The 25,602-nt window shown below is 75.9% G+C and carries 25 protein-coding genes, 2 tRNA genes and 1 other RNA gene; 14 read left to right on the forward strand and 14 right to left on the reverse strand.

The window, feature by feature from the left end; all coding sequences use genetic code 11:
- Positions 1-17 precede the first annotated feature (17 nt).
- Positions 18-1,043 carry a Ku protein gene (locus ACQPX6_RS02140; protein WP_433785107.1) on the reverse strand — a complete coding sequence of 342 codons (1,026 nt, stop codon included), beginning with the start codon at positions 1,041-1,043 and terminating at the stop codon, positions 18-20.
- Positions 1,044-1,195: 152 nt separating this feature from the next.
- On the opposite strand from ACQPX6_RS02140, the gene ACQPX6_RS02145 reads away from it, so the two are divergent.
- Positions 1,196-1,885: a hypothetical protein gene (locus ACQPX6_RS02145; RefSeq protein ID WP_433785108.1), complete on the forward strand. Its 690-nt coding sequence runs from the start codon at positions 1,196-1,198 to the stop codon at positions 1,883-1,885.
- 22 nt (positions 1,886-1,907) lie between these two features.
- Here ACQPX6_RS02145 and ACQPX6_RS02150 read toward each other — a convergent pair whose 3' ends face one another.
- The 3 genes from ACQPX6_RS02150 to ACQPX6_RS02160 form a co-directional block, all read right to left on the reverse strand.
- A complete protein-coding gene (locus tag ACQPX6_RS02150; protein WP_433785109.1) occupies positions 1,908-3,638 on the reverse strand; it encodes a DUF222 domain-containing protein in 1,731 nt (576 codons plus the stop codon).
- Positions 3,639-3,818: 180 nt separating this feature from the next.
- Positions 3,819-4,847, reverse strand: coding sequence for a prephenate dehydrogenase (locus tag ACQPX6_RS02155; RefSeq protein WP_433785110.1), 1,029 nt, complete (start codon positions 4,845-4,847; stop codon positions 3,819-3,821).
- Between the two features lie 57 nt (positions 4,848-4,904).
- The gene (locus ACQPX6_RS02160; RefSeq protein ID WP_433785111.1) at positions 4,905-6,158 is read right to left on the reverse strand and encodes a M20 metallopeptidase family protein; all 1,254 of its coding nucleotides are present in this window, start codon (positions 6,156-6,158) and stop codon (positions 4,905-4,907) included.
- A gap of 153 nt (positions 6,159-6,311) precedes the next feature.
- Between ACQPX6_RS02160 and ACQPX6_RS02165 the strand changes: the two genes are divergently transcribed.
- From ACQPX6_RS02165 to ACQPX6_RS02175, 3 genes are all read left to right on the forward strand, one after another.
- Positions 6,312-6,851, forward strand: coding sequence for a tRNA adenosine deaminase-associated protein (locus tag ACQPX6_RS02165; protein ID WP_433785112.1), 540 nt, complete (start codon positions 6,312-6,314; stop codon positions 6,849-6,851).
- A 7-nt stretch (positions 6,852-6,858) separates the two neighbouring features.
- Positions 6,859-7,320 (forward strand): nucleoside deaminase, encoded by a 462-nt coding sequence (locus ACQPX6_RS02170; protein ID WP_433785113.1) that lies wholly within the window; start codon positions 6,859-6,861, stop codon positions 7,318-7,320.
- A gap of 10 nt (positions 7,321-7,330) precedes the next feature.
- Positions 7,331-7,416: transfer RNA gene (locus ACQPX6_RS02175), tRNA-Ser, on the forward strand.
- 64 nt (positions 7,417-7,480) lie between these two features.
- Here the strand turns inward: ACQPX6_RS02175 and mftD are convergent.
- Both mftD and ACQPX6_RS02185 read right to left on the reverse strand, forming a co-directional pair.
- A complete protein-coding gene (gene mftD, locus ACQPX6_RS02180) occupies positions 7,481-8,659 on the reverse strand; it encodes a pre-mycofactocin synthase MftD (RefSeq protein WP_433785114.1) in 1,179 nt (392 codons plus the stop codon).
- Between the two features lie 111 nt (positions 8,660-8,770).
- Positions 8,771-9,838 carry a LacI family DNA-binding transcriptional regulator gene (locus ACQPX6_RS02185; protein ID WP_433785115.1) on the reverse strand — a complete coding sequence of 356 codons (1,068 nt, stop codon included), beginning with the start codon at positions 9,836-9,838 and terminating at the stop codon, positions 8,771-8,773.
- A 98-nt stretch (positions 9,839-9,936) separates the two neighbouring features.
- On the opposite strand from ACQPX6_RS02185, the gene ACQPX6_RS02190 reads away from it, so the two are divergent.
- From ACQPX6_RS02190 to ACQPX6_RS02200, 3 genes are all read left to right on the forward strand, one after another.
- On the forward strand, positions 9,937-10,227 hold the full coding sequence (locus ACQPX6_RS02190; protein WP_433785116.1) for a hypothetical protein: 291 nt from the start codon (positions 9,937-9,939) through the stop codon (positions 10,225-10,227).
- 103 nt (positions 10,228-10,330) lie between these two features.
- Positions 10,331-11,224 carry a hypothetical protein gene (locus tag ACQPX6_RS02195; protein ID WP_433785117.1) on the forward strand — a complete coding sequence of 298 codons (894 nt, stop codon included), beginning with the start codon at positions 10,331-10,333 and terminating at the stop codon, positions 11,222-11,224.
- A gap of 186 nt (positions 11,225-11,410) precedes the next feature.
- Positions 11,411-13,168 (forward strand): histidine kinase, encoded by a 1,758-nt coding sequence (locus ACQPX6_RS02200; protein ID WP_433785119.1) that lies wholly within the window; start codon positions 11,411-11,413, stop codon positions 13,166-13,168.
- Positions 13,169-13,229: 61 nt separating this feature from the next.
- Here ACQPX6_RS02200 and ACQPX6_RS02205 read toward each other — a convergent pair whose 3' ends face one another.
- Positions 13,230-13,505, reverse strand: a complete 276-nt coding sequence (locus tag ACQPX6_RS02205; protein ID WP_433785120.1) for a hypothetical protein — start codon at positions 13,503-13,505, stop codon at positions 13,230-13,232.
- Between the two features lie 222 nt (positions 13,506-13,727).
- Here ACQPX6_RS02205 and ACQPX6_RS02210 point away from each other — a divergent pair, with 222 nt between their 5' ends.
- Together ACQPX6_RS02210 and ACQPX6_RS02215 are read left to right on the forward strand one after the other, a co-directional pair.
- Entirely contained in the window at positions 13,728-14,537 is an 810-nt protein-coding gene (locus tag ACQPX6_RS02210) for a hypothetical protein (RefSeq protein WP_433785122.1), read from the forward strand.
- A gap of 92 nt (positions 14,538-14,629) precedes the next feature.
- Complete coding sequence (locus ACQPX6_RS02215; protein ID WP_433788170.1) at positions 14,630-15,205, forward strand: LLM class flavin-dependent oxidoreductase; 576 nt, start codon at positions 14,630-14,632, stop codon at positions 15,203-15,205.
- A 1-nt stretch (position 15,206) separates the two neighbouring features.
- Here ACQPX6_RS02215 and ACQPX6_RS02220 read toward each other — a convergent pair whose 3' ends face one another.
- From ACQPX6_RS02220 to ACQPX6_RS02235, 4 genes are all read right to left on the reverse strand, one after another.
- The gene (locus tag ACQPX6_RS02220) at positions 15,207-16,337 is read right to left on the reverse strand and encodes an ROK family transcriptional regulator (RefSeq protein ID WP_433785123.1); all 1,131 of its coding nucleotides are present in this window, start codon (positions 16,335-16,337) and stop codon (positions 15,207-15,209) included.
- A gap of 89 nt (positions 16,338-16,426) precedes the next feature.
- Positions 16,427-17,428: a Gfo/Idh/MocA family protein gene (locus ACQPX6_RS02225; protein WP_433785124.1), complete on the reverse strand. Its 1,002-nt coding sequence runs from the start codon at positions 17,426-17,428 to the stop codon at positions 16,427-16,429.
- 13 nt (positions 17,429-17,441) lie between these two features.
- Positions 17,442-18,254: an LmeA family phospholipid-binding protein gene (locus tag ACQPX6_RS02230; RefSeq protein WP_433785125.1), complete on the reverse strand. Its 813-nt coding sequence runs from the start codon at positions 18,252-18,254 to the stop codon at positions 17,442-17,444.
- A gap of 61 nt (positions 18,255-18,315) precedes the next feature.
- Positions 18,316-18,403: transfer RNA gene (locus ACQPX6_RS02235), tRNA-Ser, on the reverse strand.
- A gap of 74 nt (positions 18,404-18,477) precedes the next feature.
- On the opposite strand from ACQPX6_RS02235, the gene ffs reads away from it, so the two are divergent.
- An RNA gene (gene ffs, locus ACQPX6_RS02240) (signal recognition particle sRNA small type) lies at positions 18,478-18,572 on the forward strand.
- A gap of 47 nt (positions 18,573-18,619) precedes the next feature.
- Positions 18,620-20,665 carry a DNA polymerase III subunit gamma and tau gene (locus tag ACQPX6_RS02245; protein ID WP_433785126.1) on the forward strand — a complete coding sequence of 682 codons (2,046 nt, stop codon included), beginning with the start codon at positions 18,620-18,622 and terminating at the stop codon, positions 20,663-20,665.
- On the opposite strand, the gene ACQPX6_RS02250 is transcribed toward ACQPX6_RS02245, so the two are convergent.
- A complete protein-coding gene (locus tag ACQPX6_RS02250; RefSeq protein ID WP_433785127.1) occupies positions 20,662-21,702 on the reverse strand; it encodes an aldo/keto reductase in 1,041 nt (346 codons plus the stop codon). The genes ACQPX6_RS02245 and ACQPX6_RS02250 overlap by 4 nt on opposite strands.
- A gap of 78 nt (positions 21,703-21,780) precedes the next feature.
- Between ACQPX6_RS02250 and ACQPX6_RS02255 the strand changes: the two genes are divergently transcribed.
- Complete coding sequence (locus ACQPX6_RS02255; protein WP_433785129.1) at positions 21,781-22,377, forward strand: TetR-like C-terminal domain-containing protein; 597 nt, start codon at positions 21,781-21,783, stop codon at positions 22,375-22,377.
- A gap of 6 nt (positions 22,378-22,383) precedes the next feature.
- Here ACQPX6_RS02255 and ACQPX6_RS02260 read toward each other — a convergent pair whose 3' ends face one another.
- Positions 22,384-24,210, reverse strand: a complete 1,827-nt coding sequence (locus ACQPX6_RS02260) for an alpha/beta fold hydrolase (protein ID WP_433785130.1) — start codon at positions 24,208-24,210, stop codon at positions 22,384-22,386.
- 52 nt (positions 24,211-24,262) lie between these two features.
- On the opposite strand from ACQPX6_RS02260, the gene ACQPX6_RS02265 reads away from it, so the two are divergent.
- Both ACQPX6_RS02265 and recR read left to right on the forward strand, forming a co-directional pair.
- The gene (locus tag ACQPX6_RS02265) at positions 24,263-24,616 is read left to right on the forward strand and encodes a YbaB/EbfC family nucleoid-associated protein (RefSeq protein ID WP_116708628.1); all 354 of its coding nucleotides are present in this window, start codon (positions 24,263-24,265) and stop codon (positions 24,614-24,616) included.
- Positions 24,617-24,621: 5 nt separating this feature from the next.
- Positions 24,622-25,230, forward strand: coding sequence for a recombination mediator RecR (gene recR, locus ACQPX6_RS02270; protein ID WP_433785132.1), 609 nt, complete (start codon positions 24,622-24,624; stop codon positions 25,228-25,230).
- Here recR and ACQPX6_RS02275 read toward each other — a convergent pair.
- Positions 25,227-25,454, reverse strand: coding sequence for a hypothetical protein (locus tag ACQPX6_RS02275; RefSeq protein WP_433785134.1), 228 nt, complete (start codon positions 25,452-25,454; stop codon positions 25,227-25,229). The two genes, recR and ACQPX6_RS02275, sit on opposite strands and share 4 nt — an antisense overlap.
- Between the last annotated feature and the right edge of the window lie 148 nt (positions 25,455-25,602).

Below are 25,602 nucleotides of genomic sequence, written 5' to 3' on the forward strand. Positions count from 1 at the left end.
GCGGCTGAGCCGCCTGCTCAGGCGCTCTTGCTGCGCCGGCCCTTGGCCGTCGAGGGGTCCTCTTCGTCGTCGTCGGCCTTCTTCTTCGACCGCGACTTCTTCGGCGCCTCGGCGGCCGCCTCCTCGGTCTTCTCGGCGGTCTTCTCCTCGGTCTTCTTCGTGCGCGAGCGGGCCCGCTTCGGCTTCTCCTCCGCCGGGGCCTCCTCGGCGGCGGTCTCCTCCGACGAGCTCGCCGACGCCGCGGCGGGCTCCTCCGCGGGCGCCTTGCCGCCGGCCGCCTCGACACTGCGGCGCAGCGCGGTGAGGAGGTCGGTCATGTCGTCGCCCTCCTCGGCGACGGCCGGCTCCGGCGCCGGGCGCCCGCCGCCGTGTTCGCGCTTGTACTCGATGAGGTCGACCATCGCCTGGCGGTAGTCGTCCTCGAACTGGTCGGACTCGAAGTCGCCCGACAGGCTCTCGACCAGCGACGCGGCCATCTGCTGCTCCTGCGGCCGCAGGTCGACCTCGGTGCGCAGGGTCTCGAAGTCGGGCTCGCGGACCTCGTCGGGCCACAACATCGTCTGCAGCACGATCGCCTCGTCGCGCACCCGCAGCAGCGCCAGGGTCTCCCGCTGGCGCAGCGCCACCTTGACCACGGCCATGCGGTCGGTCTCGCGCAGCGCCTCGCGCAGCAGGGCGTAGGGCTTGACCGCCTTGCTCTCCGGCTCGAGGTAGTAGCTCTTGTCGAGCAGCAGCGCGTCGATCTGGTCCGACGGCACGAACTGCACGACGTCGATCTCGTGGCCGCTCGCCACCGGCAGCGTCGACAGGTCGTCGTCGTCCAGCATGATCAGCTGGCCGTCGTCGGTCTCGTACCCCTTGGCGATCTCGGAGTACTGGACCTCCTCGCCACAGACCGAGCACGTCCGCTTCTGGCGGATGCGTCCGCCGTCGACCTCGTGCACCTGGTGGAAACGGATGTCGTGGTTCGTGGTGGCGGCGTAGAGCCGCACCGGAACGTTCACGAGCCCGAACGACACGGCGCCGTTCCAGATCGCGCGCATCATCGGCCCCTCTCGGCGGGCACGGTGCGTGGTCGGTCACCGTGCGTCGGGTCCAGCATGCCGCAGGAGCCCCATTCGTCCCACCCAACGACGCGCCGACCCCGGTCCCGGGTGTTGTCGGCGTCCCGTAGCACGATGACGAGGTGCTCCCGATGCTCCCCGTTCCCGGCGATCTGCCGGTCGGGAGTGCCTGGAGCTACGAGGTCGACTGGGCCGGCGTGCGGCTCCTCGCCGACGTCGACGAGGGCGTGCTGACCCTCTGCACCGCCGACGGCGAGGACGTCACCGCCCGCTTCCCCGAGTTCGCCGGCCTGGTCGACGCCGTCGCCGACGGCCTGCTCGACGGCGAGGCCGTGATGCTCGACGGCGGCAGCCCGTCCGCCGACGCCCTCGGCGAGCGCCTCGGGGTCGCCGACCCCCGCCGCGCCCGCGACCTCGCCCGCGAGCGGCCGGCGGTGTTCATGGTCTACGACGTCGTGCGGCTCTACGGCGTCCCGCTCGACCCCCGGCCCCTCGAGGAACGGCGGGCCGTGCTGGCGCGCCTCGACCTGTCGCGGGCCACGCGCATCCAGATCTCGCCGGCCTACGACGACGGCCCCGCGCTGCTCGCCGGCGTGGTCGACCAGCGCCTGTCGGGCGTGATCGCCAAGCGGCGCGGCACGCCCTACCGCTCCGGCGACTCGGGGGGCGACTGGGTGCGCGTCGACCCCAGCCGCGCCGAGGCCCGCCCGCCCGCCCCCGAGTCGACCCACGCGCTCGAGCCCGCGCAGGTCCCCGCCCCGGCGCGCCGTCCCCGGCACGCCCGGCGCGAGCGCACGCCGCAGCACGACACCCTCTTCTGAGAGGCTCGCGTCCCGGTGCGCGTCAGTACGGCGCATCGTCGTCTCCCCGGGTCGTGGCGGACGCGGCGGTCGTGACGGGCCGGCGAAGCCGGTGCTCGAGGACGACGCGGAGGTCGTCGGCCGGCGTCGGCGTCGTCGTGACGCAAGGGTCGTCGTGGCTCGTACCCGGCGGACTCTCGGTGATCTCCATCGGCGCGAGGACCGGGCGCACCGTCCGGTAGCGCCGGCCCGAGGGCGTGGTCCACAGGACGGAGCCGTCGGGGTCGCGGCGCACCGACCAGCCGCGCAGGTGCTTCACGCGGTGGTGGTGGCGGCAGTCGGGCGCGAGGTTGTCGGCGGCGGTGCGCCCGGACGGATCCCGCGGGTTGTAGGGCACGAGGTGGTCGAGGTCGCAGGCCTGCGCGGGCACACGACAGCCGGGGAAGGTGCAGGTGAGGTCGCGATGTCGCACGTGGTCGGCCATCGCCGCGGGTGGTCGGTAGCGCCGGTGGCCGACGTCGAGGACGGCGCCGGAGCGGGGGTCGGTGAGCACCCGGCGCCACGTGGCGTCGGCGTCGGCGGCCAGCCGGCGCGCCGCGGCGGCGGTGATGGGGCCGTAGCCGACGAGCTCCGCGGGCTCCTCGTCCAACCCGAGCAGGGTGTCGGCGGAGACGAGGACCCGGACCTGCACGTCGCGCGCGGCCCGGGCTGGGCCTCGTGCGCGAGCGGGGGTCGGCGGAGCGGGCTGGGTGTCGCGGGATTCGGTCGGCGGCTCGCCCGGCTCGGCGTCCGGCTCGGCGTCCGGCGGCGCCTCGCCGACGCCTTCGTCAGGCACAGGCGTCGCGCCGGCGGCGGCCAGGGCTCCGAGCCCGACGAGGTCGCAGAGCGCGTCGGCCCGACGGGCGGCGGGGGAGCGGTCGCTCGTCTCCGCCTCGTCGCCCACTCCTGCGTCCGGCGCCTCGGGGCCGGCGGCGGCGGGGTCGTCCGGGGCCACGCGGCGGGCGTGGGCATCGATGGTGCGGTAGAGCAGCAGGGCCTCCGCCGCGGGCAGGTACGCGGTGACCGTCGCCATCCCGTGGTCCTCGGCCCCGAGATGCACCCCGCGCTCCCGGGCGGCGGCGCGCTCGCGGCGGCGGGCGCTGCCGGGATCGAGACGGATGGCCGTGCGGCGGGCGGCTCCGGCCAGCTGCGCCGGGGTGCGGGCGATCGGCGCGCCCGCGGGCGTCGCGTCCAGCAGCTGCCGGCAGATGCGCTCGGCGAGCGCGGGGTCGAGGTCGAGCAGGACCGCCCCGAGGGCGCGGACGTGGGCGAGGCCGAGCCGGCCGTCGAGCATGGCCTCGACCGCGAGCGGGATGCCGTTGACCAGGCTCACCGCCTCGTCGACGCGCCGCGAGGCGGTGCGCCCGGCGACCTGCCAGGTCAGGGCGAGCTCGGCGACCACCGAGTCGACCGCGGCCCCGACGCCGCCGAGGTGCTCGTCGAGCGGGGTGCCCGGTGGCCGTTGCTCGGCGCGCTCGACGGTGCGCGTGACCAGGGCCTCGACCGCGAGCATCTCCTGCGCCTGGACCCACGCCGTGGTGCGCGCCCAGCCGTCGAGGCGCCCGATCGCGGCCGAGGTGGCCGCCTCCCACGCCGCCTCGCCGGACACGCTGTGGTCAGCCGGCTCCGGCGCCGACGCGAGGACGTCCTCGGCGAGCAGCTGCTCGGCCAGCGCAGGACCCGGCGCCGCGACCGGGACGTCGCCCGGCGTCTCGTCGACGAATCCTTCGAACATGTGTTCGAGTCTAGCGGCCACCCCCGACAGCGAGGTCGCCTTTCAGGAACCCGCCCGACCCCGCAGCTGCGCCGCCGTCGCCCACCGGTCGATCAGCGACCACACCGCGGAGATGCGGCCGTCGTCGAAGCGGTAGAAGACGTGCTCCGGGAAGTGGAGCGGCTCCTCGAGTCAGGGCGCCTACTCCTCAGAGACGCCCAGCGCCTCGTCCGCGGCGTCCAGCGCCTCCTCGCTCCAGCCGATCACGCGTCCCCCGGTCCGGCCGAGCTCGCGCATCTCCTCGAGGAACTCCGCCGGCGTGCCCTCGAGGCCGATCCGCACCTCCCGCCGGGCCCGCCGCGCCTCGTCCAGGGCCGTCCGGCCCTCGTGCCCGGCCGAGAGTGTCGCCAGGAGGCCGCCGGTGGAGGCCAGCGAGCCGCGGGCCGCGCCGAGACGGCCGAGGGCGTCGTCGAGCGACGACAGCAGCGCCGCGCGGTTGCCCTCGCACATCGCGGCGGTGAGCTCGGGGCGCGTGGCGGCGACGCGCGTTCCGTCGGTGAACGACCCCGCGGCCAGGGCCATGGCCAGCTCGCCCCCGTCGGCACCCACAGAGGCGAGCACCGCGGCGAAGAGGTGGGGGAGGTGGGATATGCGGGCGACGGCGAGGTCGTGCTCGTCGGCGGCGGCCGGGACGACGACGGCGCCGCAGGCCAGCGCCAGCGCCGCGACGTCGACCCACACGTCGAGGTCGGCGTCGTCCTCGGTGGCGACCACCCAGACCTTCTCGTGGAACAGCTGCAGCGAGCCGGCGTCCCAGCCGGAGAACTCGGTGCCGGTCATCGGGTGGCCGCCGACGAACCGGGTGGCGGGCGCCCGTCGCGCGACCGCCTCGGCCACCGGCTCCTTGACGCTGGTGACGTCGGTGAGCCGGCACGTCGGCGCCTCGTGGGCGACCGCGGCGAGCACGTCGTCGAGCGCGGTCAGGGGCACCGCCAGCACGACCAGCGCATCCGACGCGGCGGCCCGCGTGAGCGCCTCGTCGACCGAGGCGGCGATGTCGTAGCCGTCGGCGGCCGCCTTCTCGGCGGTGGTCGTCGAGGCGGACGCCCCCCAGGCGTGCCGGCCGGCGTCGGCGGCGGCGCGCAGCAGCGAGCCGCCGATGAGGCCGAGCCCGATGACGCACACGGGACGGGTCTGCGCGGCGGCGAGGACGGCACCAGCGGATTCCACGCCGACCGACACTAGGGCGACCCGCGAGAGTGAGGACGATGCGCCCGAACGGGCGGGTCAGCCCGGGCGCAGGGCGTCCATGACGTACCCGCTGTACAGGGCGACCCCGGCGACCATCGCGTCCTCGTCGAACACGACGCGGTTGGAGTGGTTGGGCGGCGCCTCGGCGGGGTCGACGTCCGGTGGGCAGGCGCCCAGGAACGCGAGCGCCCCGGGCACGCGGCCCAGCACGTAGGAGAAGTCCTCCGAGCCCATGATCGGGTCGGGCATCGGCTCGACGAACCGCGACCCCAGCACCGACCGGCCGACGTCGGCGACGCGCTCGGCGACCTCCGGGTCGTTGACGGTGACGGGGTAGCCGGCCTCGATCTCGACCTCGCACGCGCAGCCGTAGGCGGCGGCGACACCCCGGCAGACCTGCTCCACCTCGGCGAGCACCCGCGCGCGCGTCTCCTCGGACAGCGTGCGCACGGTGCCCTCGAGCAGGGCGCTCTCGGGGATGACGTTCGTGGTGGTGCCCGCGGTGATGTGCGCGATCGTCAGCACCGCGGGGTCGAACGCGCTGACCCGCCGCGTGATCATCGTGTGCAGCGCGCCCACCATCGCCGCGGCCGCCGGCACCGGGTCCAGCGCGTCGTGGGGCGCCGAGGCGTGGCCGCCGCTGCCGACGACCCGTACGTGCAGGTCGTCCGACGACGCCATGATCGACTCCGGCCGGGTCTGGAGCGTGCCCGGCGACAGCCGCGACGTGACGTGCAGGGCCATCGCCGACTCCGGGACCCCGCCCGGCGACGCGTCGCCGAGCAGGCCCTCCTCGATCATGGTCCGGGCGCCGTGGTGGGCCTCCTCGCCGGGCTGGAACATGAAGACCACGGTGCCGGCGAGACGCTCGCGCCGGCCCGCGAGCAGCCGCGCGGACGAGGCGAGCATCGCGGTGTGCAGATCGTGCCCGCAGGCGTGCATCGCGCCGTCGTCCTCGGAGGCGAACGCCAGGCCGGTCTCCTCGGTCAGCGGCAGCGCGTCCATGTCCGCGCGCACCAGCACCGTCGGACCGGAGCGCGCGCCGCGCAGGACCGCGACCACGGAGCTGCACCCGCGTCCGGTGGTGATCTCCAGTGGCAGGTCGCGCAGATCGGCGAGGACCGCGGCCTGGGTGACGGGGAGCGACAGCCCGATCTCCGGGTGCCGGTGCAGGACGCGGCGCAGCGCGACCGTGCGCGGCTGCAGACCGCGCGCCTCGGCGAGGAGGGCCCGCTCGGGGGCGCGGTGGGCCGCGCGGCGGCTCCCCGTTCGCCGCTCCGGAGCGCTCACCCGTCCGATCCTGGCACCCCTGGTGTGTTGCCGCCGCGATCCGACCCGTCCGGACGCCCTCCGGACGGCCGGAGGCAGTGCGCGGTCGACCGTCCGGCGCCCGCGACCTCGCCGGACTACCACTCGAGACTCGCCCGGACCTACCGTAAGGGCATGGCAGGTCAGGGCCCCGGAAGCTCCGCCGCGACACGCGGCGGTGCGGGCACCGTCGCGCCCCTCGACGGGTGGGCCGTGGCGGTGACCCGGGAGGAGGGTCGCTGGCGCGCGGTCGCGATGGACCGGGGGAGCCTGGCCGATCTCGACTCGGCCATCAGCGCGCTGCGCGGGCTGCGCTCCACCGGTGCCGTGCTGGGCATGCTCGACGTCGACGACGAGTTCTTCGTCCTCGTGCGCCCCACGCCCGGCGGGGTGTCGCTGCTGCTCTCCGACGCCGTCGCCGCGCTCGACTACGACGTCGCCGCCGACGTGCTCGACCTGCTGCGCCTCGAAGTGCCCGACGAGGACGAGGCCGACGACGACCCGTGGCCCGAGGGCGACCTCGGCATGCTCGCGGACCTCGGCATCCCCGCCGACGAGCTCGCTGTGCTGGTCGAGGAGATCGACCTCTACCCGGACGAGCAGCTCACCGCGATCGCCCGGCGCTGCGGGTTCGCGGACGAGCTGGCGAAGGTCGTGGAGACCGCTGACGCCTGACCTCGCGATGGCCCGTGCCATCGCGGTCGCGCGGACCTCCGGTGACGACGTCCCGGTCGGGGCGCTGGTGCTCGATGCCGACGGCCGCGAGCTGGCGGCGGCCGCCAACGCCCGCGAGGCGCTCGGTGACCCCACGGCGCACGCCGAGGTCCTGGCCCTGCGGGAGGCCGCGCGGCACCAAGCAGAGGAGCACGCCGATAGGGGCTGGCGGCTGGGCGGCTGCACGCTCGTCGTGACCCTCGAGCCCTGCACGATGTGCGCCGGCGCGGCGGTGCTCGCGCGGGTCGACCGGATCGTCTTCGGGGCCTGGGAACCGCGCACCGGCGCGGTCGGCTCGCTGTGGGACGTGGTGCGCGACCGGCGCCTCAACCACCGCCCCGAGGTGGTCGGCGGGGTGCGCGAACAGGAGTGCGCGGCGCTGCTGCGGGAGTTCTGGCCCGGCCGTGATCGCGAGGAGAGCGTGTCGTAGCCTTGTCGGCGGTAGCGTGTCCGAGCGGCCAAAGGAGCGCGCCTCGAAAGCGCGTGTGGGTTCTGCCCACCGTGGGTTCGAATCCCACCGCTACCGCCCCTGACGACGACGGGCCCCTCCCGGTGATCCGGGAGGGGCCCGTCGTTCGTCCGGCCGAGGCCTAGACGACGGCCTGCCGCGTGAAGTTCGGGGGGACGATGATGTCCTCGGGCACGAGGTCGTGCACCGAGCTGCGGCCCAGGCCCATGAGCCCCGAGCCGATGCCGTTGCGCAGGATCTCGAAGACGTTCTCCACGCCCGGCTGGCCGGCGGCGGCGAGGCCCCAGAGGTAGGCCCGGCCGATGGCCACGGCGCGCGCCCCGAGGGCGAGGGCCTTGACGACGTCGCTGCCGCGGCGGATGCCGCCGTCGAGGATGACCTCGACGTCCCGGCCGACCGCCTCGACGATGCCGGGCAGCACGCGGATCGGCGCCGGGGTGGAGTCGAGGTTGTTGCCGCCGTGGTTGGACACCTGGATCGCCGTGGCGCCGGCGTCCACCGCGCGCTTGGCGTCGTCGACGCGGGTGATGCCCTTGACGCAGAACGGCAGCTCGGTGCCCCACTGCTCGCGCAGCCAGGCGACGTCGGCCCAGGTGGCGGGCGGGGTGAACATCCACTCGCCGTAGGCGCCGAAGAACGTGGGCGGCTGCTCGCCCTGGGTGGGGATGTTCGGGACGGTCAGGTCGGGGATCTTCCCGGACCGCAGGAACTCGATGCCCCAGCGCGGGCGCATGGCGCCCTCGGGGATGTACTTGAGGATCGTCTTCCAGTCCATCTTCTCGGGGATGGACGGGCTGCCCCAGTCGCGGCCGTGGGAGAACGACCAGTCGAGGGTGACGATGAGGCCCTTGGCCCCGGCCTTCTTGGCGCGCTCGGCGCGGGCGGCGAGGGTCTCGCGGTCGCCCACCCAGTACATCTGGAAGAACGTCTTGTCGTTCGCCTCGACGACGTCCTCGATCGCGCGGCTGGCGAACGACGAGAGCCCCATCGCCGTGCCGGCGTTCTTGGCCGCGCGGGCGACGGCGACCTCGCCCTCGGGGTTGACCGCCTGCACCCCGGTGGGCGAGACGATCACCGGCATCGAGATCTCCTGGCCCATGACCGTGGTGGTCAGGTCCTTCTCGAAGGGCAGGTCGCACACGTGCGGCAGGAACTGCAGCTCGCGGAACGCGTCGACGTTGTCCTCGAGGGTCACCCCGGCCTCGCTGCCGGCCACGAGCGCGCCGTAGACGGACTTGGGCAGCCGCTTCTGCGCGCGCCGCTGCGCCTCGGCGACGGACTCGAACCACACACCAGCCATGAGCACCTTCCCGAGCCGTGACCTGCTTCACGGCCACCGTAACCGGGCGACGTCACCGGGACGGTGTCTGCGCGGACGGTCTGTGACCCTCCGTTCGGAGGGGTCAGGGGTTTAGGGGCGCGGCGGCGGCCCGGTCGACTCCCGGACCACGAGCTCGACCGGCAGCCGGTGCTCGGTGTCGACGCTGTCGGGGCGCAGGAGCAGCTCGGCGGCCCGCCGTCCCTTCTCGCGGTGGGGCTGGCGGACGGTGGTCAGGGCGGGGTGGGCGTCGGCGGCCGCGGGGACGTCGTCGAAGCCGACGACCGACAGGTCGCCGGGCACCGAGAGCCCCGCGTCCGCGGCGGCGACCATCGCGCCGAGGGCGAGTTCGTCGCTCATCGCGAGCAGCGCCGTGGGACGCGGCCGGCGGGCGAGCAGGGCGGCCGCGGCCCGCTGCCCGGCGTCGCGGCCGTAGGGCGCGCGCTCCTCGACCGGCACCCCGTCCCAGGGCAGGCCCGCCTGCTCGACCGCCTCGCGGTAGCCGACCAGCCGCTCGCGGGCCGCGCGGTAGTGCGCGCGCTCCTGGCGGTCGGGGCCGGCGGTGCCCTCCCACCCGTCGTCGACCAGCGGCAGCGCCACGACCCCGAGCCGCGTGTGCCCGAGGTCGAGCAGGTGGCGGGTCGCCGACGCGGCGCCGCGCGCGTCCTCGATGCCGACGTGCCCGGCCCCGGGCAGGCGCGGGCCGTCGACGACGACGAACGGCAGGCCGCGGTCGACGATGGCGGCGAGCTTGCCGTCGGCGGGCACGTCGCAGTAGCAGATCACCGCGTCCACGAGCGCGACGCGCGCGACCGCGCCGGCCGGGCCGCCACTGATCAGCACGAGTGCGAGGTCCTCGTGCTCGCAGACCTCGCTGACGCCCTGGAGGAAGAGGACCGCGGCCGGGTCGCTGAACGCGAAGGACATCGGGTCGTCGTAGACCAGCCCCAGCGCGTTGACCCGGCCCCGCGAGAGCATCGCCGCCAGCGGGTGCGGCCCGGCGTAGCCCAGATCCCGCGCGGTCTGCAGCACCCGCAGGCGCAGCGGCGGGCTGAGGCGCTCGGGGTGGTTGTAGGCGTTGGACACCGTCGCGCGGGAGACGCCGAGCGCGCTCGCCACCGTCGCGAGCGTGACCCGTCCGCTCGTCCGGCCCGTCTCCACGCCCCGATCCTCCCGCGCGCCGTCCGGAGCCGCGGAGCCCCTTGTGCGGGCGCACTTTGAACCGGTTTAGTAGACGGGCGACGACGAGGAGGGGCGCCATGGACCGGCGACGCGTGGGGCAGTGGTGGCGGGAGCGGTTCGGCGCCGGGCGTGCGGCGGCCCGCGAGGTCGCGCGCGAGGCCGAGCGGGTGGTCGCCCGGGTCGCGGCGCGCGACCGGCTCCGGGCGGTGGAGGCCGAGATCGCCCGGCTGCTCGCGGACCCGGACGTGCCGGCGCGCGGGCGTCGCCTCGCGGCGCTGGGGCTCGCGCGCGACGACCTGGAGGCGGAGCTCGCCGCGCCCGGCGACGTCCCCGTCCGCCGTTCCGCGCGCGGCGTGGCGCAGGGGTAGACAAGAGGAGGGGAGTATGGGCGGGTCGGTCCTGCGATCGGACTCCGAACGGTCGAACCGACGGCCGCCCACGGGCGAACACTGCGCGGAGACCGACGAGGAGGTGAGCGCGCGTGGACCGGTCAGCGGCCGCTTCGGCGAGGACGGCCCGCGCGTCGGCGTGAGCGGCTGTGTGCAGGCGGCCGACGTGGTCGGCGGCGCGTTCTCGGCCCTCGAGCCCGACGAGGAGCGCCTCCTCCAGGAGCACCTGGCGAGCTGCGCGGACTGCCGGCGCCTGCACGACGAGGCGAACGAGGTGGTCGCCGCGCTCGGCGCCGCCGTGCCGTCCGTCGAGCCGCCCCCCGAGCTCCGCCGCCGGATCCTCGACGCCGTGGAGGCCGAGCCCGCGCCCCCGCGGTCCCGGCCGACCCGGCGCGCCGACCCGTCGGGCCCGCCCGTCGCCGACACGCCCCGCCGCCGCGCCGCGTCGGCGCCCGGTGGTCACCGTCGCTGGGCCACCGCGATGCTCGGACTGGTCGCCGCGGTGGTGCTCGGCGTGGCGCTCGTCGCCGTGGGCGGCGTGCTCTCGACCCAGGACCGCGGCCCGGACACCCCGACGGTGGCCCTCGACGCGCAGGCCGACCGCGTCGTCGCCGACGCCCGGTCCCGTGACCCGGGGCTGCGCTCCGCGGTGCTGCGGGGCGAGCGCGGCGACGCGGCCGCGGTCGTCCTCGACCCGGCCGACGCCGCGGCGCCGCTGCGGATGGTGCCGCTGGCCCTGCCGCCCGCCGGTCCGGTGCGCGACTACGTGGTCTGGGCCACGGGGCTGCCGGGCAACGCGCCGGTGGCCGTGGCCGTCATGGACCCCGGCGACGGCGTGACCCGTCCCGTCGAGGCGGCGGGCGGTCCGTCGGGGCCGGGTGCGCCGGCTCCCCGCGGGTGGGCGGTGTCGGTCGAGCCGGACGGCCCCGTGCCCACGCGGCCCTCGACGGTCGTCGCCGTCGGACTGGCGGCCTGACCGGCCTTCCCCCGGGTGCGCCACACCGCACTGCGCCGTTCGTCGCGTCTCGCTGGTCCCCGGTCGCAACCGCCGCGTGCCGCGTGCGCGAGAGCGCTGTCACCGTCGGGCCGCGCGATTACCGTGGTGCACGTCGGCGATCACCTGGCCGGCGGGCGCGGCGAGTGCGGTCGGGGAGGTGGCGCGGTGACGGGTGTGGCGACCCTGGCGGACACCGACCTGCCCGGCGGCGCCGGTCCGGGCGAGGCGGCCCCGGGGCGCCCGATGCTCGCCAGCAGCGGGGACCTCCCACGCGGCGCCGGCTGGGCCTTCGAGTTCCTGTGGGACGGGCTGCGCTGCCTCGCGCGCACGGGCGAGGACGGGCTGCGCCTGGTCACCGACGCCGGGCGGGACGTCACCTCGCACTTCCCCGAGCTCGGCGTGGCCGCGCCGTGGACGGCCACGAGCGGGCTGGTGCTCGACGGCGTCGTGGTGGCGCTCGACGGGGTCGGGCGGCCCAGCGCGGGCAAGCTGCGCCGGCGCCACCGCGTCGCGCACCCCTCGGAGATCCTGCAGGCGCGGGTCCCGGTGTCGTACTACGTCTTCGACGTGCTCGAGGTCGCGGGCGTCTCGACGCGGCGGCTGCCCTACCGCCAGCGCCGCGAGCTGCTCGGCGAGCTCGACTTCTCGGGCAGCAAGGTGGTCATCCCGCCGTTCTTCCAGGGCGTCGACGCCGACGCGGTGATCGAGACGGCCCGGCGCTACGGTCTCGACGGCATCGTCGCCAAGCGCCTCGAGTCCACCTACCAGGTCGGGCGGCGCTCGCGGAGCTGGATCGAGACGCCGGTGCGCCGCAGCCAGGAGGTCGTCGTCGGCGGCTGGGTCCCCGCGCGCGGACGGCCGGACGTCGTGGGCGCGCTGCTGGTCGGCGTGCCGGGCGAGGCGGGGCTGCGGTACTCCGGGCGCGTCGTCACCGGCATCACCGCCGCCGCCCGCCGCGAGCTCCAGGGGGTGCTCGAGGTGCTCGAGCGCCCGGACAGCCCGTTCGCCGAGGCCCTGCCCGACGAGGCCGGCAGCGCGGTGCACTGGCTCGCGCCGCGCCTGGTGGGGCAGGTGGAGCACCGCCGCTGGACCGCCACCGGCCTGCTCGAGCGTCCCACGTGGCAGGGCCTGCGCCCGTCGCACCCCGCCACGGTCGCCGCGCCCGTGCTGGCCGCCCCGGTGGTCGACACCGACCTCGAGCTCGACGACCTCGAGACCACCGAGGGCCCCGAGGCGCCGGGTGCCCCGATCCGCCGCGTGGGCAGCGACCTCGTCGCCGCGCCGACCGCTGCGGACGTCGAGTCGGCGCTGCGCTCGCGGTTCTCGGCGCACTTCGTGCACAACACGCTCACCGCGATCGCGTCCTACGTGCGCACCGACCCGTCGCGGGCGCGCGAGCTGCTCACCGAGTTCGCCGACTTCACGCGCTACTCGTTCCGCTCGGGCGGGGAGATGACCACGGTCGGCGACGAGCTGCTCAACGCCGAGCGCTACCTCGTCCTCGAGCAGGCCCGGTTCGGGAACCGTCTGCGCGCCGAGGTGGCCGTGGCCCCCGAGGTGCGCAGCGTCCTCGTCCCGCCCTTCGTCGTGGCGCCGCTGGTGGAGAACGCGGTGCGCCACGGCATCGAGCCGGTGCCCGGGGGCGGTGCGGTCAGCGTGTTCGCCTCCGGCTCGGGGTCCGACTGCGTCATCACGGTGTCCGACGACGGCGCCGGCATGGGCCCCGACGCCACGCGCGCGGCGTCCCAGGTCGACCAGCGCCACGGCGGCATCGCCGAGGTCTCCCGCCGCATGCGCGCCGCGTTCGGCTCGCAGTGCGACCTCCACGTCGACACCCGCCCCGGCGTCGGCACGGCCGTGCGGCTCCGCCTGCCCGCGGTCACCGTCGCCGCCGCGGCCGCCGACCAGGTCCTGGTCGGCTGAGTCGGTCGAGCAGCGCGGGACCGGCCACCCCGGCCCCGCGCTTCGTGCTCGTCAGTCGATCTCAGTCGTCGTCGGCCCCGTCGTCCGCGATGGCGCAGGCCGCGTCGGTCGCCCCGTCGGTGCCGCCGAGGATGTCGGACAGGATCGGGACGCCCACGTCGAGCCCGCACGCCTGCACGGGCAGCAGGGTCAGGTCGTTGAGCAGCGCGATGCCGGTGATGTCGTCGTCGGTGGGGGGCGCCGGGGCGGGCGCGGCCTGGGCGAGCGGGGCAGCGGCGAGCAGCCCGGCGGTGGACAGGGCGGCCACCGAGAGGGAGGCAGCAGCGCGTCGGAACATGAGGGCGGACTCCTGACGAGCGGGTGAGGGGGGACGACCGTTCGTCGTACTCAATGTTGCGACGAACGGTCGAGAAGGACTCAACCCCTCGCCCACGGGCCGGGCAATCTGCGCGACGAAGGGCCACCGGAAAGCGTGGTGGCCGGTTGACCGCGTTCAGCGGCGCGCAACGCGCGACGGACGGTCGTGCTGACGCGAGGAGTGGTCGAGAGGAGACGATCCGTGGAGGTGCTCGCGGTGGACTGGTCGGGCGACCGGCGCACCGCCCGCCGGCGCATCCGCGTGGCCCGCGCGGACCCCGGGCGGCTGCTCGCGGTGCGGGGCGGGCTGGACCGCGAGGGGGTGGTCGAGTTCCTGCTCGCCCGTGCCGCCGCCGGCCCGGTGGTCGCCGGCCTCGACTTCTCGTTCGGCCTGCCGGCGTGGTTCGCGCGCGAGCAGGGCTGCGCCGACGTGGCGGCCCTGTGGGACCTGGTGGCCCGCGAGGGCGAGGGCTGGCTGGAGGCGTGCCGGCCGCCGTTCTGGGGGCGCGGGCCGCGGCCCCGCCCGCCGCTCGACCCCGCCCGGCCGGGCCTGCGCGTCACCGAGGCCGCCGCGCGCGCCGACGGGCTCGACCCGCGCTCGACGTTCCAGATCGGCGGCGCCGGCGCGGTCGGCACCGGGTCGCTGCGCGGGATGCCGCACCTCGCCCGGCTGCGGGCGGCCGGGTTCGCGGTGTGGCCGTTCGACGACGCCGGACACGCGACGGTCGTCGAGATCTACCCGCGCGTGCACACGGGGCCGGTGGTCAAGCGCTCGCCCGCCGCGCGGGAGCGCGTCGTCGACGCCGACGCGCGGATCCCGGCGGCCCTGCGCGACGACGTCGTGGCGAGCGAGGACGCCTTCGACGCGGCCCTCTCGGCCCTCGCCATGGCCGAGCACCTCGAGGACCTGCAGGCCCTGCGCGCGGCGCCGCCGGACCGCGCCGAGGCGATCGAGGGCGCGCTGTGGCGCCCGCCCGGTGACGGCGCTCCGGCGGACGGAGGCAGGATGTAGCCCGGCAGGGGCAGTCGGGGGGCAGGCGAGGAGGAGGAACGCGTGCGCCTCGGGTCAGCTCCGGTGCGCGTCGGGATCGTCGGGGCCGGCTGATCGTCGGGGTGGGCGTGGGCTGGGCGGGCGAGGAGTTCGCCGCGCTGGGCGTCGACCCGGACCGGCGCGGCGCGATCACCGACGAGTACCTGCGTGCGGTGCTGGCCCTCTGGGCCGGCGACGTCGTCGACGTCGCCGGTCGGGACGTCGACACCCGCCCGCGCCCTCGCCAGCGGCCCCACCCGCCGCTGTGGGTCGGCGGCAACACCGCCCCTGCCCGGCGCCGCGCCGTGCGGCTGGGTCAGGCCTGGCACCCCCTGCGCTTCCCCGCCGGCTGGCTGCGCGACCACGGCCTGCCGGGCCTGCGGGCGGCGGCGCAGGAGGCGGGCCGGCCCGTCCCGGCGCTCGCGCCGCGGATCGTGCTGCACCCCACCGCCGAGCACCGGCCCGACGACGCGCGACTGACCGGGCAGGGCCACCGCGACCAGATCCGCGCCGACCTCGACGAGCTGCGGGCGCTCGGCGCCACCCACGTCCTGCTCGACCCGCACCCCGACGCCGACGCCGCGGCCCGCGACGACGGTGCCCGTGACCGCGCGGTGGTCAAGGAGGCGGCGACCTGGGTGCTCGGGTGACTCACCCCCGCCCCGAGACCAGCGCCCCCCACGCCCGCCGGCGCGCCTCGGCCAGCGCGCCCCACAGCGGCGCCGTCCCGCCCAGCGCGCCGACCACCACCGGCACCTCGCGCGGCGCGAGCTCGGCCACCGTCGCGATGACGTGGGGGAGCAGCCCGGGCACCAGGCCCACCGGGCCGCCGAGCACGAGCAGGCCGGGGTCGACGGTCGCGCAGACCGCGACGGCCGCCTCGCCCAGCGTCCGCCCGGCGGCCTCGAGCGCGGTGTCGTCGATGGAGGCGCCGTCGTCCGGGGCCCGCAGCCCCCGCGCCGCCATCGCCTCGCCGAAACGGAAGCGCCCCTCGCCCGGCCCCACGGGCAGGTAGCCGATCTCGCCGGCGAGGCCGCGCGCGCCGCGGACGAGCAGCCCGTCGAGCACGAGGCCCAGCCCGACGCTGTGCCGCTCGCCGACGTAGAGGTAGGCGAAGGTCGACGTGCCGAGCGCGGCGCCGTGGTCGCGCTCGGCCAGCGCCGCGAAGTTGACGTCGTTGTCCAGCACGACCATCGCCGGGTCGACGCCACGGACGTCGTCGGCGCCGAGCACGCCGGCCGGGAACGCCGACTCGCGCAGCTCGACCACCCGCCCGGTCGCCGGGTCGACGGGGTTCGCGATCGACACGGCCACCGCCCGCAGCGGCCGTCCCTGCCCGCACCACCGCGCGCGCACGGCCTCGAGGACCTCGTCGAGCCGAGCCACGACGTCGTGGTCGTGCGGCGGGTCGTGGTCGGTGCTCTCGAGCGTGTGCCCGACCAGGTCGGCCACCGCCGTGCGCACCACCGACCGGTTGATCTCGACGGCCGCCACCACCCCGGTGCCCGGCGCGAGGTCGTACAGCGTCGCGACGGCACCGGGCACCCCCGAGCGCGGCCCGACCGAGACCAGGACCTCGTCGGCCTCGAGCCGCCGCACCGCCTCGCTGATCGCGGGCGGCGAGATCGACGTCCTCCGCGACAGCTCGGCGCGCGTAAGCGGCCCGTCCTCGTCCGCGACGCAGTCCAGGATCGCCCGCTCGGTCGTCGCGCGGCGCAGCCCACTGTGCGGCGACCCGGCACGCGGCCCGGGGACCGGTACCGCCTGTTCCCCCTCCGGCATGGCCCACCTCCCCCCTCGTCGCGTGCAGGGTAGGGGCCCTCGCCCGGCGGACACGCCCGTCACCCACGGTTGCGCCGTCCGGCTCGCCGTCACACGGTCGAGTCGTCCTCCCGGAAGACCAGTCCCAGTTGGTCGGCCGCCTCGGCGAGCACGCCCTGCACGGCCAGCGTGTCGTCCAGCGGCATAACCGTGGACTCGGTGGCGCCACGGCGCAGACAGTCGGTCACCTCCACCAGCTCGTGGTAGAGCCCCGAGCCGGTGGCGGGCAGCTCGATCCGCTCGCCCTCGTCGTCGGCGTCGTGGTGCAGCACGATCACGGTCGGGTGGTGGAACCGGGGCAGCACGTCGATCCAGCCGGTCGACCCGAACACCCGCGCCTGGCCGGGCGACGGGCTGTGGAACGAGGTGTGCATGGTCGCGAAGCGGCCCTCGGGGAAGCCGAGCAGCATCGCGCCGTCGGCGTCGACGCCGGTGGACTCGCGGGTGGCCACCGCGTGGACGCGGTCGGGCGTGCCCAGCACCATCTGCGCGAACGACACGGGGTAGACGCCCAGGTCGAGCAGCGCGCCGCCGCCGAGCTCGAGGGAGAACAGCCGGTCGTCGGGGTCGACGTCGCGCACGGTGCCGAGGTCGGCCTGCACCGAGCGGGGCTCGCCGATGGCGCCGTCGGCGATCAGCTCGCGCATCCGCACCACGGCGGGCTGGAAGCGCGTCCACATCGCCTCCATGGCGAACACTCCGTGGGTGCGGGCCGTGTCGACCACCCGCCAGGCCCCGGCCAGCGTCGCGGTGAACGTCTTCTCCACCAGCACGGCCTTGTCGGCCTCGAGGCAGGCCACCGCCAGCGCGGCGTGCTGCGGGTGGGGCGTGGCGATGTAGACGACGTCGACGTCCGGGTCGTCGACCATGGCGCGGTAGCTGCCGTGGGCGCGGGTGTCGGGCCCGCCGTGCTCGTCGGCGAAGGCGCGGGCGCGCTCCGGCGACCGCGAGCCGACGGCGGCCAGCGTCGTGCCCTCCACCAGGGCGAGGTCGGCGGCGACCTTGGCGGCGATGCGGCCCGGGCCGGCGACCGCCCAGCGGATGTCCTGCATGGCGCTCACTGTGTCAGGCACCCGGGGGGTCGAGGAGGTCGACGTCCTGCGCGGTCCCAGACACCACGAGCACCCCGTCCTCGGCGCGCAGCTCGGTCGCGGTGATGGCGAACGGGAGCTGCCCGGGGTCGACGCTCGTCGAGAACCCGGACAGCTGCTCGCGCAGCGCGGCGGCGGCCACGCGACCGTTCGCGTCGTCGGCGCCCTCGGTGCGGATGTCGCGGGCCTGCAGCGTGATCCGCCCGCCCGAGAGCCGGAACGACGCGACCACCGCGACCTGCACCGACTGGCCGCCGACCGTCGTCGTCGAGGTCAGGCGCACCGACGACGCGGGGTCGACGCCGGCGAGCGCGCGGCTGCTGCCCGAGGCGCCGGAGTCGTCGGCGTCGGCCTCGCTGCGCAGGCGCTCGAGGTCGGCGGCGGTGAGCGGCTCGATGGTCAGCTCGCCGACGTCGAGCAGCCGCGCGAGGTCGGTGGGGTTGACGCGCGCGGACGCGGTGACCCGCTCGGCGGGGATGCGCCGCACCTGCCCGTTGACCAGGTTCTCCAGCGGCACCGACACGCCCTCGAGGTCGGCGGTCAGCGTGATGTCGCGCAGCTCGCCGTAGGCGATGCCCGGCGCCGAGAGCCCGACGTCGTCGTAGCGCCCGGCGACGGCCTGGGTGAGGAACGGGAAGCCGCGGACGTCGACGTCCGGCGGGTTCGGCAGGTCCAGCGCGTCCTGCAGCGCGACGCCGACGCGGTCCTCGGCCACCCAGCGCGCCGCGAAGTCGACACCGACCAGGATGGCGACGATGACGACCAGGGTGATGAGGAGTCCGCGCACGGGCCCACCGTGTCATCGACGACGGTGGGCCCTCCGCTGCGGGTCGAGCCCGGCGGGCGGGTGGCGGAGGATACGGGATTCGAACCCGTGAGGGTGTGAGCCCAACACGATTTCCAATCGTGCGCCTTAGGCCGCTCGGCCAATCCTCCGCCGGAGAGACTACAGCCCCGGCACCGGTGGACCCCGGGGGCCGGGGCCGTCGCGGCGGCTTCGATACACTGTGGTCGGACCCCGCGCGGCGTCCATCCTGTGAACTCCCCCAGGGCCGGAAGGCAGCAAGGGTCAGCGGGCTCTGACGGGTGCGCGGGGTCCCCTTCTGTCTCGGTCCCCGTCTCGTCGTCGGACCGTCCGCGTAGCCTCGGGCCGTGGCTCTGGCGCTCTACCGCAGGTACCGGCCCGCGACGTTCGCCGAGGTCGTCGGGCAGGAGCACGTCACCGACCCGCTGCGCACCGCGCTGTCGGCCGGCCGGGTCAACCACGCCTACCTGTTCTCCGGGCCGCGCGGCTGCGGCAAGACCTCCAGCGCCCGCATCCTCGCCCGCTCGCTGAACTGCGTGCAGGGCCCGACGCCCGAGCCGTGCGGGGTGTGCGAGTCCTGCATCGCCCTCGCGCCCAACGGCCCCGGCTCCCTCGACGTCACCGAGATGGACGCGGCCAGCCACAACGGCGTCGACGACGCCCGCGAGCTGCGCGACCGCGCCCACTTCGCGCCGGTGAGCTCGCGGTACCGCGTCTTCATCATCGACGAGGCGCACATGGTCACCACGGCGGCGTTCAACGCGCTGCTCAAGGTGGTCGAGGAGCCGCCCGAGCACCTGATCTTCGTGTTCGCCACCACCGAGCCGGACAAGGTGCTCACCACCATCCGCTCGCGCACCCACCACTACCCGTTCCGCCTGCTGCCGCCCAGCACGCTGCGCGGGCTGCTCGAGCGCATCTGCACCGAGGAGGGCGTGACGGTCGAGCCGGCGGTCTACCCGCTGGTCGTGCGCGCCGGCGGTGGCTCGGCGCGCGACTCGCTGTCGGTCCTCGACCAGCTGCTGGCCGGTGCGGGCCCCGAGGGCGTCACCTACGCCCACGCGGTCGGTCTGCTCGGGGTCACCGACGTGGCGATCCTCGACGACGTCGTCGACGCGCTCGGCGCACAGGACGGGCCCGCGGTGTTCGGAGCCGTCGACCGCCTCGTCGAGGCGGGGCACGACCCGCGCCGCTTCGCCGCCGACCTGCTCCAGCGCCTGCGCGACCTCATCCTCGTCCACGCCGTGCCCGACGCCGGCGAGCGCGGCATGGTCGACGTCCCCGCCGACGAGCTCGAGCGCATGGTCGACCAGGCCCAGCGTCTCGGCCCGGCGGCGCTGGCCCGGCACGCCGAGCTGGTGCACACCGCGCTCACCGAGATGCGCGGGACCACCGCGCCGCGCCTGCTGCTCGAGCTGGTCTGCGCGCGGATGCTCCTGCCCGCGGCCTCGTCGGCGGACGCGGCGATGATCCAGCGCCTCGAGGGCGTCGAGCGGCGCCTGGCGGTGGGCGCGCCCGGGCCGGGCGGCGCCGGCGACGAGGGCGGGCGCTTCAGCCGGCCGTCGCAGCGCTCCGACGAGGAGGCCCCGCCCCGGGCCAGCGAGCTCGACGCCACCGTCGTCCCGCCCACCGACCGCCCGACGGCCACGGTCGCGAGCCGCGACGACCCGCCGCGCGACGCCCCGGCGCGGGCCGAGCGGCCCGCCCCTCCCGAGCGGCCCGCACCACCGGCGCGGCGGGAGACCCCGGCGCCGGCCCCGGAGCCGACACCGGAGCCGGAGCCCGCTCCCGCTCCCGCGCCCACCGGCGCGGTCGACGCCGCGGCGCTGCGGCGGGTGTGGCCCGAGGTCATGAACCAGGTGCGCGAGCGCAACAAGCCCACCCACGCGTTGCTGCAGAACGCCACGGTGACGGCGGTCGAGGGCACTACGGTCACGCTCGGCATGCCGACGCCGCCGCTGGCGCGCCAGCTCTCGCAGCCCAACCGCGCCGACCACGTCGCTGCAGCGCTCGGGGTGGTGCTGTCCGGGCAGTGGACGGTGCAGGCCGTGCATGGCGCGGGCGGCGGCGACACGGGCGGTGCCCGGCGGCCCGAGCCCGCGCGCCAGCGGCCCGACCCGCCGCGCCGGCCGGAGCGTCCGTCCCCTGAGGCCCCGGCGCGCCAGGGCGCCGGCTCGCCCCCGGCCCCGCCGGCCCGCCGGTCGGCGCCGCCGTCGGACATCCCGCCCCCGCCCGAGCCGCCGGAGGACGGTGACGTCACGGAGGACGACATGTACGCCGAGGCCGCCGCCGACCCCGGCGGCACCAGCGGCGGCGCGCGGATCGACCCGGAGGAGGCGGCGATGGAGCTGCTGACCTCGCAGCTCGGCGCGCGGCGGGTCGACGGGCGCTAGCGAGCCGCGATCGGCGGGTTGAGCCGGGCGAAGCCCTCCTGGCGCTCGTACGGGAAGTGCGGGTAGGGCGCGGGACGACGGCTGACCGCGTCGAGGCGGGCGAGCTGGTCGTCGTCGAGGTCCCAGCCGACGGCGCCGAGGTTCTGCTCGAGCTGGTCGAGGTCGCGGGCGCCGACGATCACCGAGCTCACCGTCGGGCGGGTCGTGAGCCAGTTCAGGGCGATCTGCGGGACGGTCCGCCCGGTCTCGCCGGCGATCGCCTCGAGGACGTCGACGACGTCGTGGAGCAGCTGGTCGTCCACCGGTGGCCCCGCGGCGGCGGTGGTGTGCAGCCGGCTGCCCTCCGGGAGCGGGGCCCCGCGGCGCACGCGCCCGGTGAGACGGCCCCACCCGAGCGGGCTCCAGACCAGCGCGCCGACGCCCTCCTCGGCGGCGAGGGGCATGAGGTCCCACTCGTAGTCCCGCCCGATCAGTGAGTAGTAGACCTGGTGGGCGACGCAGCGGGGCCATCCGTGCTGGTCGGCGCGCTCGAGGGCCCGCATGAGCTGCCACCCCGAGTGGTTGGAGACGCCGACGTACCGGATCGCCCCGTCGGCGACCAGCTGGTCGAGGGTCGAGAGCACCTCGTCGACCGGGGTGAACGCGTCGTAGGCGTGGAGCTGGAACAGGTCGATGTGGTCGGTGCCCAGCCGGCGCAGCGCGTCGTGCACGGCGCGCCGGAGGTGCTGGCGGGAGGTGCCGGCGTCGTTCGGGCCGGGCCCGATCGGCAGGGCGGCCTTCGTCGAGATCAGCACCTCGTCCCGGCGGCGTCCCAGGGCGGCGCCCAGGACCTCCTCCGAGGCGCCCTCGGAGTAGACGTCGGCGGTGTCGAACAGCGTCACCCCGGCGTCGAGGCAGCGGGCGACGATGTCCCGCGCCGCGGCGACGTCGGTGGAGCCCCAGGCCCCGAAGAGCTCGCCCCGCCCGCCGAACGTGCCGGCGCCGAAGCCCAGCACCGGCACGCGCAGTCCGCTGCGGCCCAGCGTCCGATGTTCCATGGTCTCCTCCTTAATGGTCCTGTAGTTCCGTTAGGAACCTTAACACAAACGGAACCAGAGAACCGATAAGCTGAGGACATGCCAGGAGCCGACGTCCGTCCGGGAGGCCGCGCCGCGCGGGTGCGGGCCGCGCTGCTCGACGCGGCGGCCGCGGCGCTCGTCGAGGGCGGGCCGTCCGGGATCGACCTTGCCGAGCTGGCCCGCCGGGCCGGGATCGGCAAGACCACCGTCTACCGGCGGTGGGGCACCGTCGCCGCGGTCGTCAGCGACCTGGTCGCCGACATGGCCGAGACGTCGCTGCCCCGCACCGACACCGGCACGCTGGACGGGGACCTCGCGGCCAACGCCGACCTCGTCCGCTCGACCCTCGCCGACCCCCGGCAGGGCCGGCTCTTCGCCGCGCTCGTGGCGGCGGCCACCGCCGACCCCGGCACCGCCGAGGCGCTGCGCGGCTTCTACGACCGCCGGATCGCCACGTGGAGCCCCTGCGTCGTCGACGCCGTGGAGCGGGGCGAGCTGCCGCGCGGGACCGATCCCGCCGCGGTGGTCCGCGCGGTGTCCGCGCCGATGTACTACCAGCTGCTCACCCGGGGCGAGGTGCCCACGGAGGACGACGCGCGCCGTGCCGCGCGGGCGGCGGCCGCGGCGGCGCGCGCCGGGGTGTTCGCGGAGTAGGGCCGGTCAGCCGATCAGCGCCCGCCCCAGGAACGCGACCGCGCGCGGGTAGGCGTCGAGGCGGTTGACGCGCTTCGCCAGCCCGTGGCCCTCGTCGTCGTAGACCACCATCTCGACCTCGACCCCGTTCGCCCGCACCGCGGCGGCCACCTGCTCGGCCTCCGACAGCGGCACGCGGGGGTCGTTGGCGCCGTGGATGACGAACAGCGGGGCCCGCACGTCCCCGATCCGGTTCAACGGCGACGCGCGCTCGAGGAACTCCCGGTCGCGCTCGAGCGAGCCGTACTCCCGCTCGCGGTGCGCGCGGCGGTACGGCGAGGTGTTCTCCAGGAACGTCACCAGCGACGAGATGCCGACGATGTCGACGCCGCCGGCCCACAGCTCGGGCTGGAACGCCAGGCCCGCCAGCACCATGTAGCCGCCGTACGAGCCACCCCACAGCGCCGAGCGCGCCGGGTCGAGCCCGAGGCGCGGGAGGTAGGCGTGCAGGGCGGCGAGGTCGGCCACCGAGTCCAGCCGGCGCTCGACGTCGTCGAGGGAGTACCAGCGCTTCCCGTAGCCCACCGAGCCGCGCACGTTGGGCACGAGCACCGTGTGCCCCTCGCCGACGAGGGACTGGACGATCGCCGAGAACGAGCGCACCGACTGTCCCTCCGGCCCGCCGTGGACGATGACGACGCTGGACCCCCTATCGGCGTGCTGTCCTGCCCCGTGCGGCGCGTAGACGAAGCACGGCACCGTCTCGCCGTCGGGCGTCGGGACGCCGTGGCTGGTGGGGGCGACGAGCGCCAGGCCGTCGAGCTGGTCGCGGGACGACGCGACCGTCGCGGCGCGCCCGCGCCCGGCGTCGACGAGCACGACGTCGGCCGGGGTCGCCGGGTCGGTCCACGTCAGCGCCAGGCCCGTTCCGTCGGGCGACCAGCGGGGCACGGCGAGGAAGTCGGCGACGCCGCCGGCGTAGTCCGCGGGCAGCGCGACGTCGCGGCGGAACGTGCCGTCCGCGTCGTGGATCGCCAGCCGGCTCGCGCCGTCGTCGTCGGTGACCACGAGCAGGGACTCGCCGTCGGGGGACAGGCGCGCGGTGACGTCGTGGTCATCGTCGGTGACCAGCCAGTGCAGGGCGCCGGTGACGACGTCGAGCCGGGCCACGCCGAGGTGGTCGCGCCCGGAGTCGGTGGTGATGACCGCGGCCTCGCCCCGCGGCAGCCACTGCGGGCCGAGGTAGCGGGCGTGCTCGTCGGCGTCGGTGAGCTCGGTCGTCGTGTCACCGACGAGCAGCAGGACCTGCGAGCTCAGCGCCGGGAGGCCGGGGCGGGTCATCAGCGCGCGGGTGCCGTCGTGGCTGACCGCGGCACCGCCGACCATCCCGCCACCGTCGTAGAGCACGGTCTCGGTGCCGTCCGCGACGCGGCGGACGACGAGGTCGAAGTCGACGCCGTTGCGCCGGTTCGTCGTGTAGACGACCTCGCCGGTCGGGAGGACCTCGACCAGGCCGTGGATGTACGCGGGGTCGTGCACGAGCGGCGTCAGGCCGTCCTCGCCCACCGGCTCCACCACGGCGTCGGGATCGAGCAGCGAGAGCTGCGCGCGCTCGTCGCCGCCCGCGTCGTGGGAGACGACGACCGTCCGCGCGCCCGGCACGTAGCGCCCGTGGCAGGCGCCGGGCAGGGCGGTCAGCGGCGTGCGGGACCCGTCGGGGCGCAGCTCGACGAGCTGGACCGTCCCCGAGGCGTCGTGCCCGGCGAGGATGCGGCCCTCGCCGTCCACGTCGAAGGCGCGCCAGGTGGTGGCGTCGAGCAGGCGGTGCAGCAGGGTGCTGTGGGTCGAGTCCATCGGTGCCCAGCGTGCCCGGTCGCCGCGTCGGGGGCGCGGTTAGGCTGGCGACATGCAACCCGGTCAGAACCCCGAAGGCATGGACATGGGCGCCCTGCTGCAGCAGGCGCAGGCCATGCAGGAGCAGCTGATGTCCGCCCAGGCCGAGCTGGCCGAGGCCGAGGTCACGGGGCAGGCCGGCAACGGGCTGGTCACGATCACGCAGACCGCCACCGGCGAGGTCCGCTCCGTGAAGATCGACCCGAAGGTCGTCGACCCCGACGACGTCGAGACGCTGCAGGACCTCATCGTGGGCGCCATCGCCGACGCGGCGCAGGCGGCCGCGGAGCTCCAGGCCGAGAAGATGGGGCCGCTGGCGGGCGGGCTCGGGGACATGGGCGGCGGGCTGGGCCTGCCCGGGCAGTAGCTCCGGTGTTCGAAGGCCCGGTCCAGGACCTCATCGACGAGCTCGGCCGTCTGCCCGGGATCGGGCCCAAGAGCGCCCAGCGCATCGCGTTCCACCTCCTCGCCACCGAGGAGGCCGACCTGACCCGCCTGCAGGACGCCCTGCAGAAGGTCAAGATCGGTGTCGTGTTCTGCGAGGTCTGCGGCAACGTCTCCGAGCGGCCCCGCTGCCGGATCTGCGCCGACGCCCGCCGCGACGCGTCGCTGGTGTGCGTGGTCGAGGAGCCCAAGGACGTCATGGCCGTGGAGCGCACCCGCGAGTTCCGCGGCCGATACCACGTGCTGGGCGGGGCGCTCGATCCGCTCTCGGGCATCGGCCCCGACCAGCTGCGGGTGCGCGAGCTGCTCACGCGCATCGGCGGGGCCGGCGACGAGCCGGAGATCGCCGAGGTCATCCTGGCCATGGATCCCAACACCGAGGGCGAGGCCACGGCCACCTACCTCGTGCGCCTGCTGCGGGACTTCCCCGGGCTCACGGTGACCAAGCTGGCCTCCGGCCTGCCCATGGGCGGCGACCTGGAGTTCGCCGACGAGCTCACGCTCGGCCGCGCCCTCTCGGGTCGCCGCGCCTTCTAGGGCTGGATCACGTCCCGGACACGCACGAGCCGGCGTCCGGCGAAGAGATCGGCACGGTCGATCTCCAGGTCCTCGCGGTCGAGCTCGAGCTCGACGCGGTCCCGATCGAGACGGTGGGTGCGGCGTCGCGTCGCCTCGCGGTGCACCGAGATGCCCACGAGCACACCCACCACGAACAGTGCCCAGAAGACGACCACCGCGACGATGATCATCATGGCGGTCATCGGAAGCCCCCGGCGAGCCCATTCCCGCGCGTGCTCCTCGTGCTCTCCGTCGTCGTCATGGTCGTTCCCCCCGTCGGGTCGTGCGGTCCACGGCGCCGGTCGGGCCGTGACTTGAGAGTGCCGTGCGCCACTGCATCGCACAAGTGTG

The sequence above is a fragment of the Actinomycetospora sp. CA-101289 genome, assembly GCF_050955895.1.
Lineage (GTDB): Bacteria > Actinomycetota > Actinomycetes > Mycobacteriales > Pseudonocardiaceae > Actinomycetospora.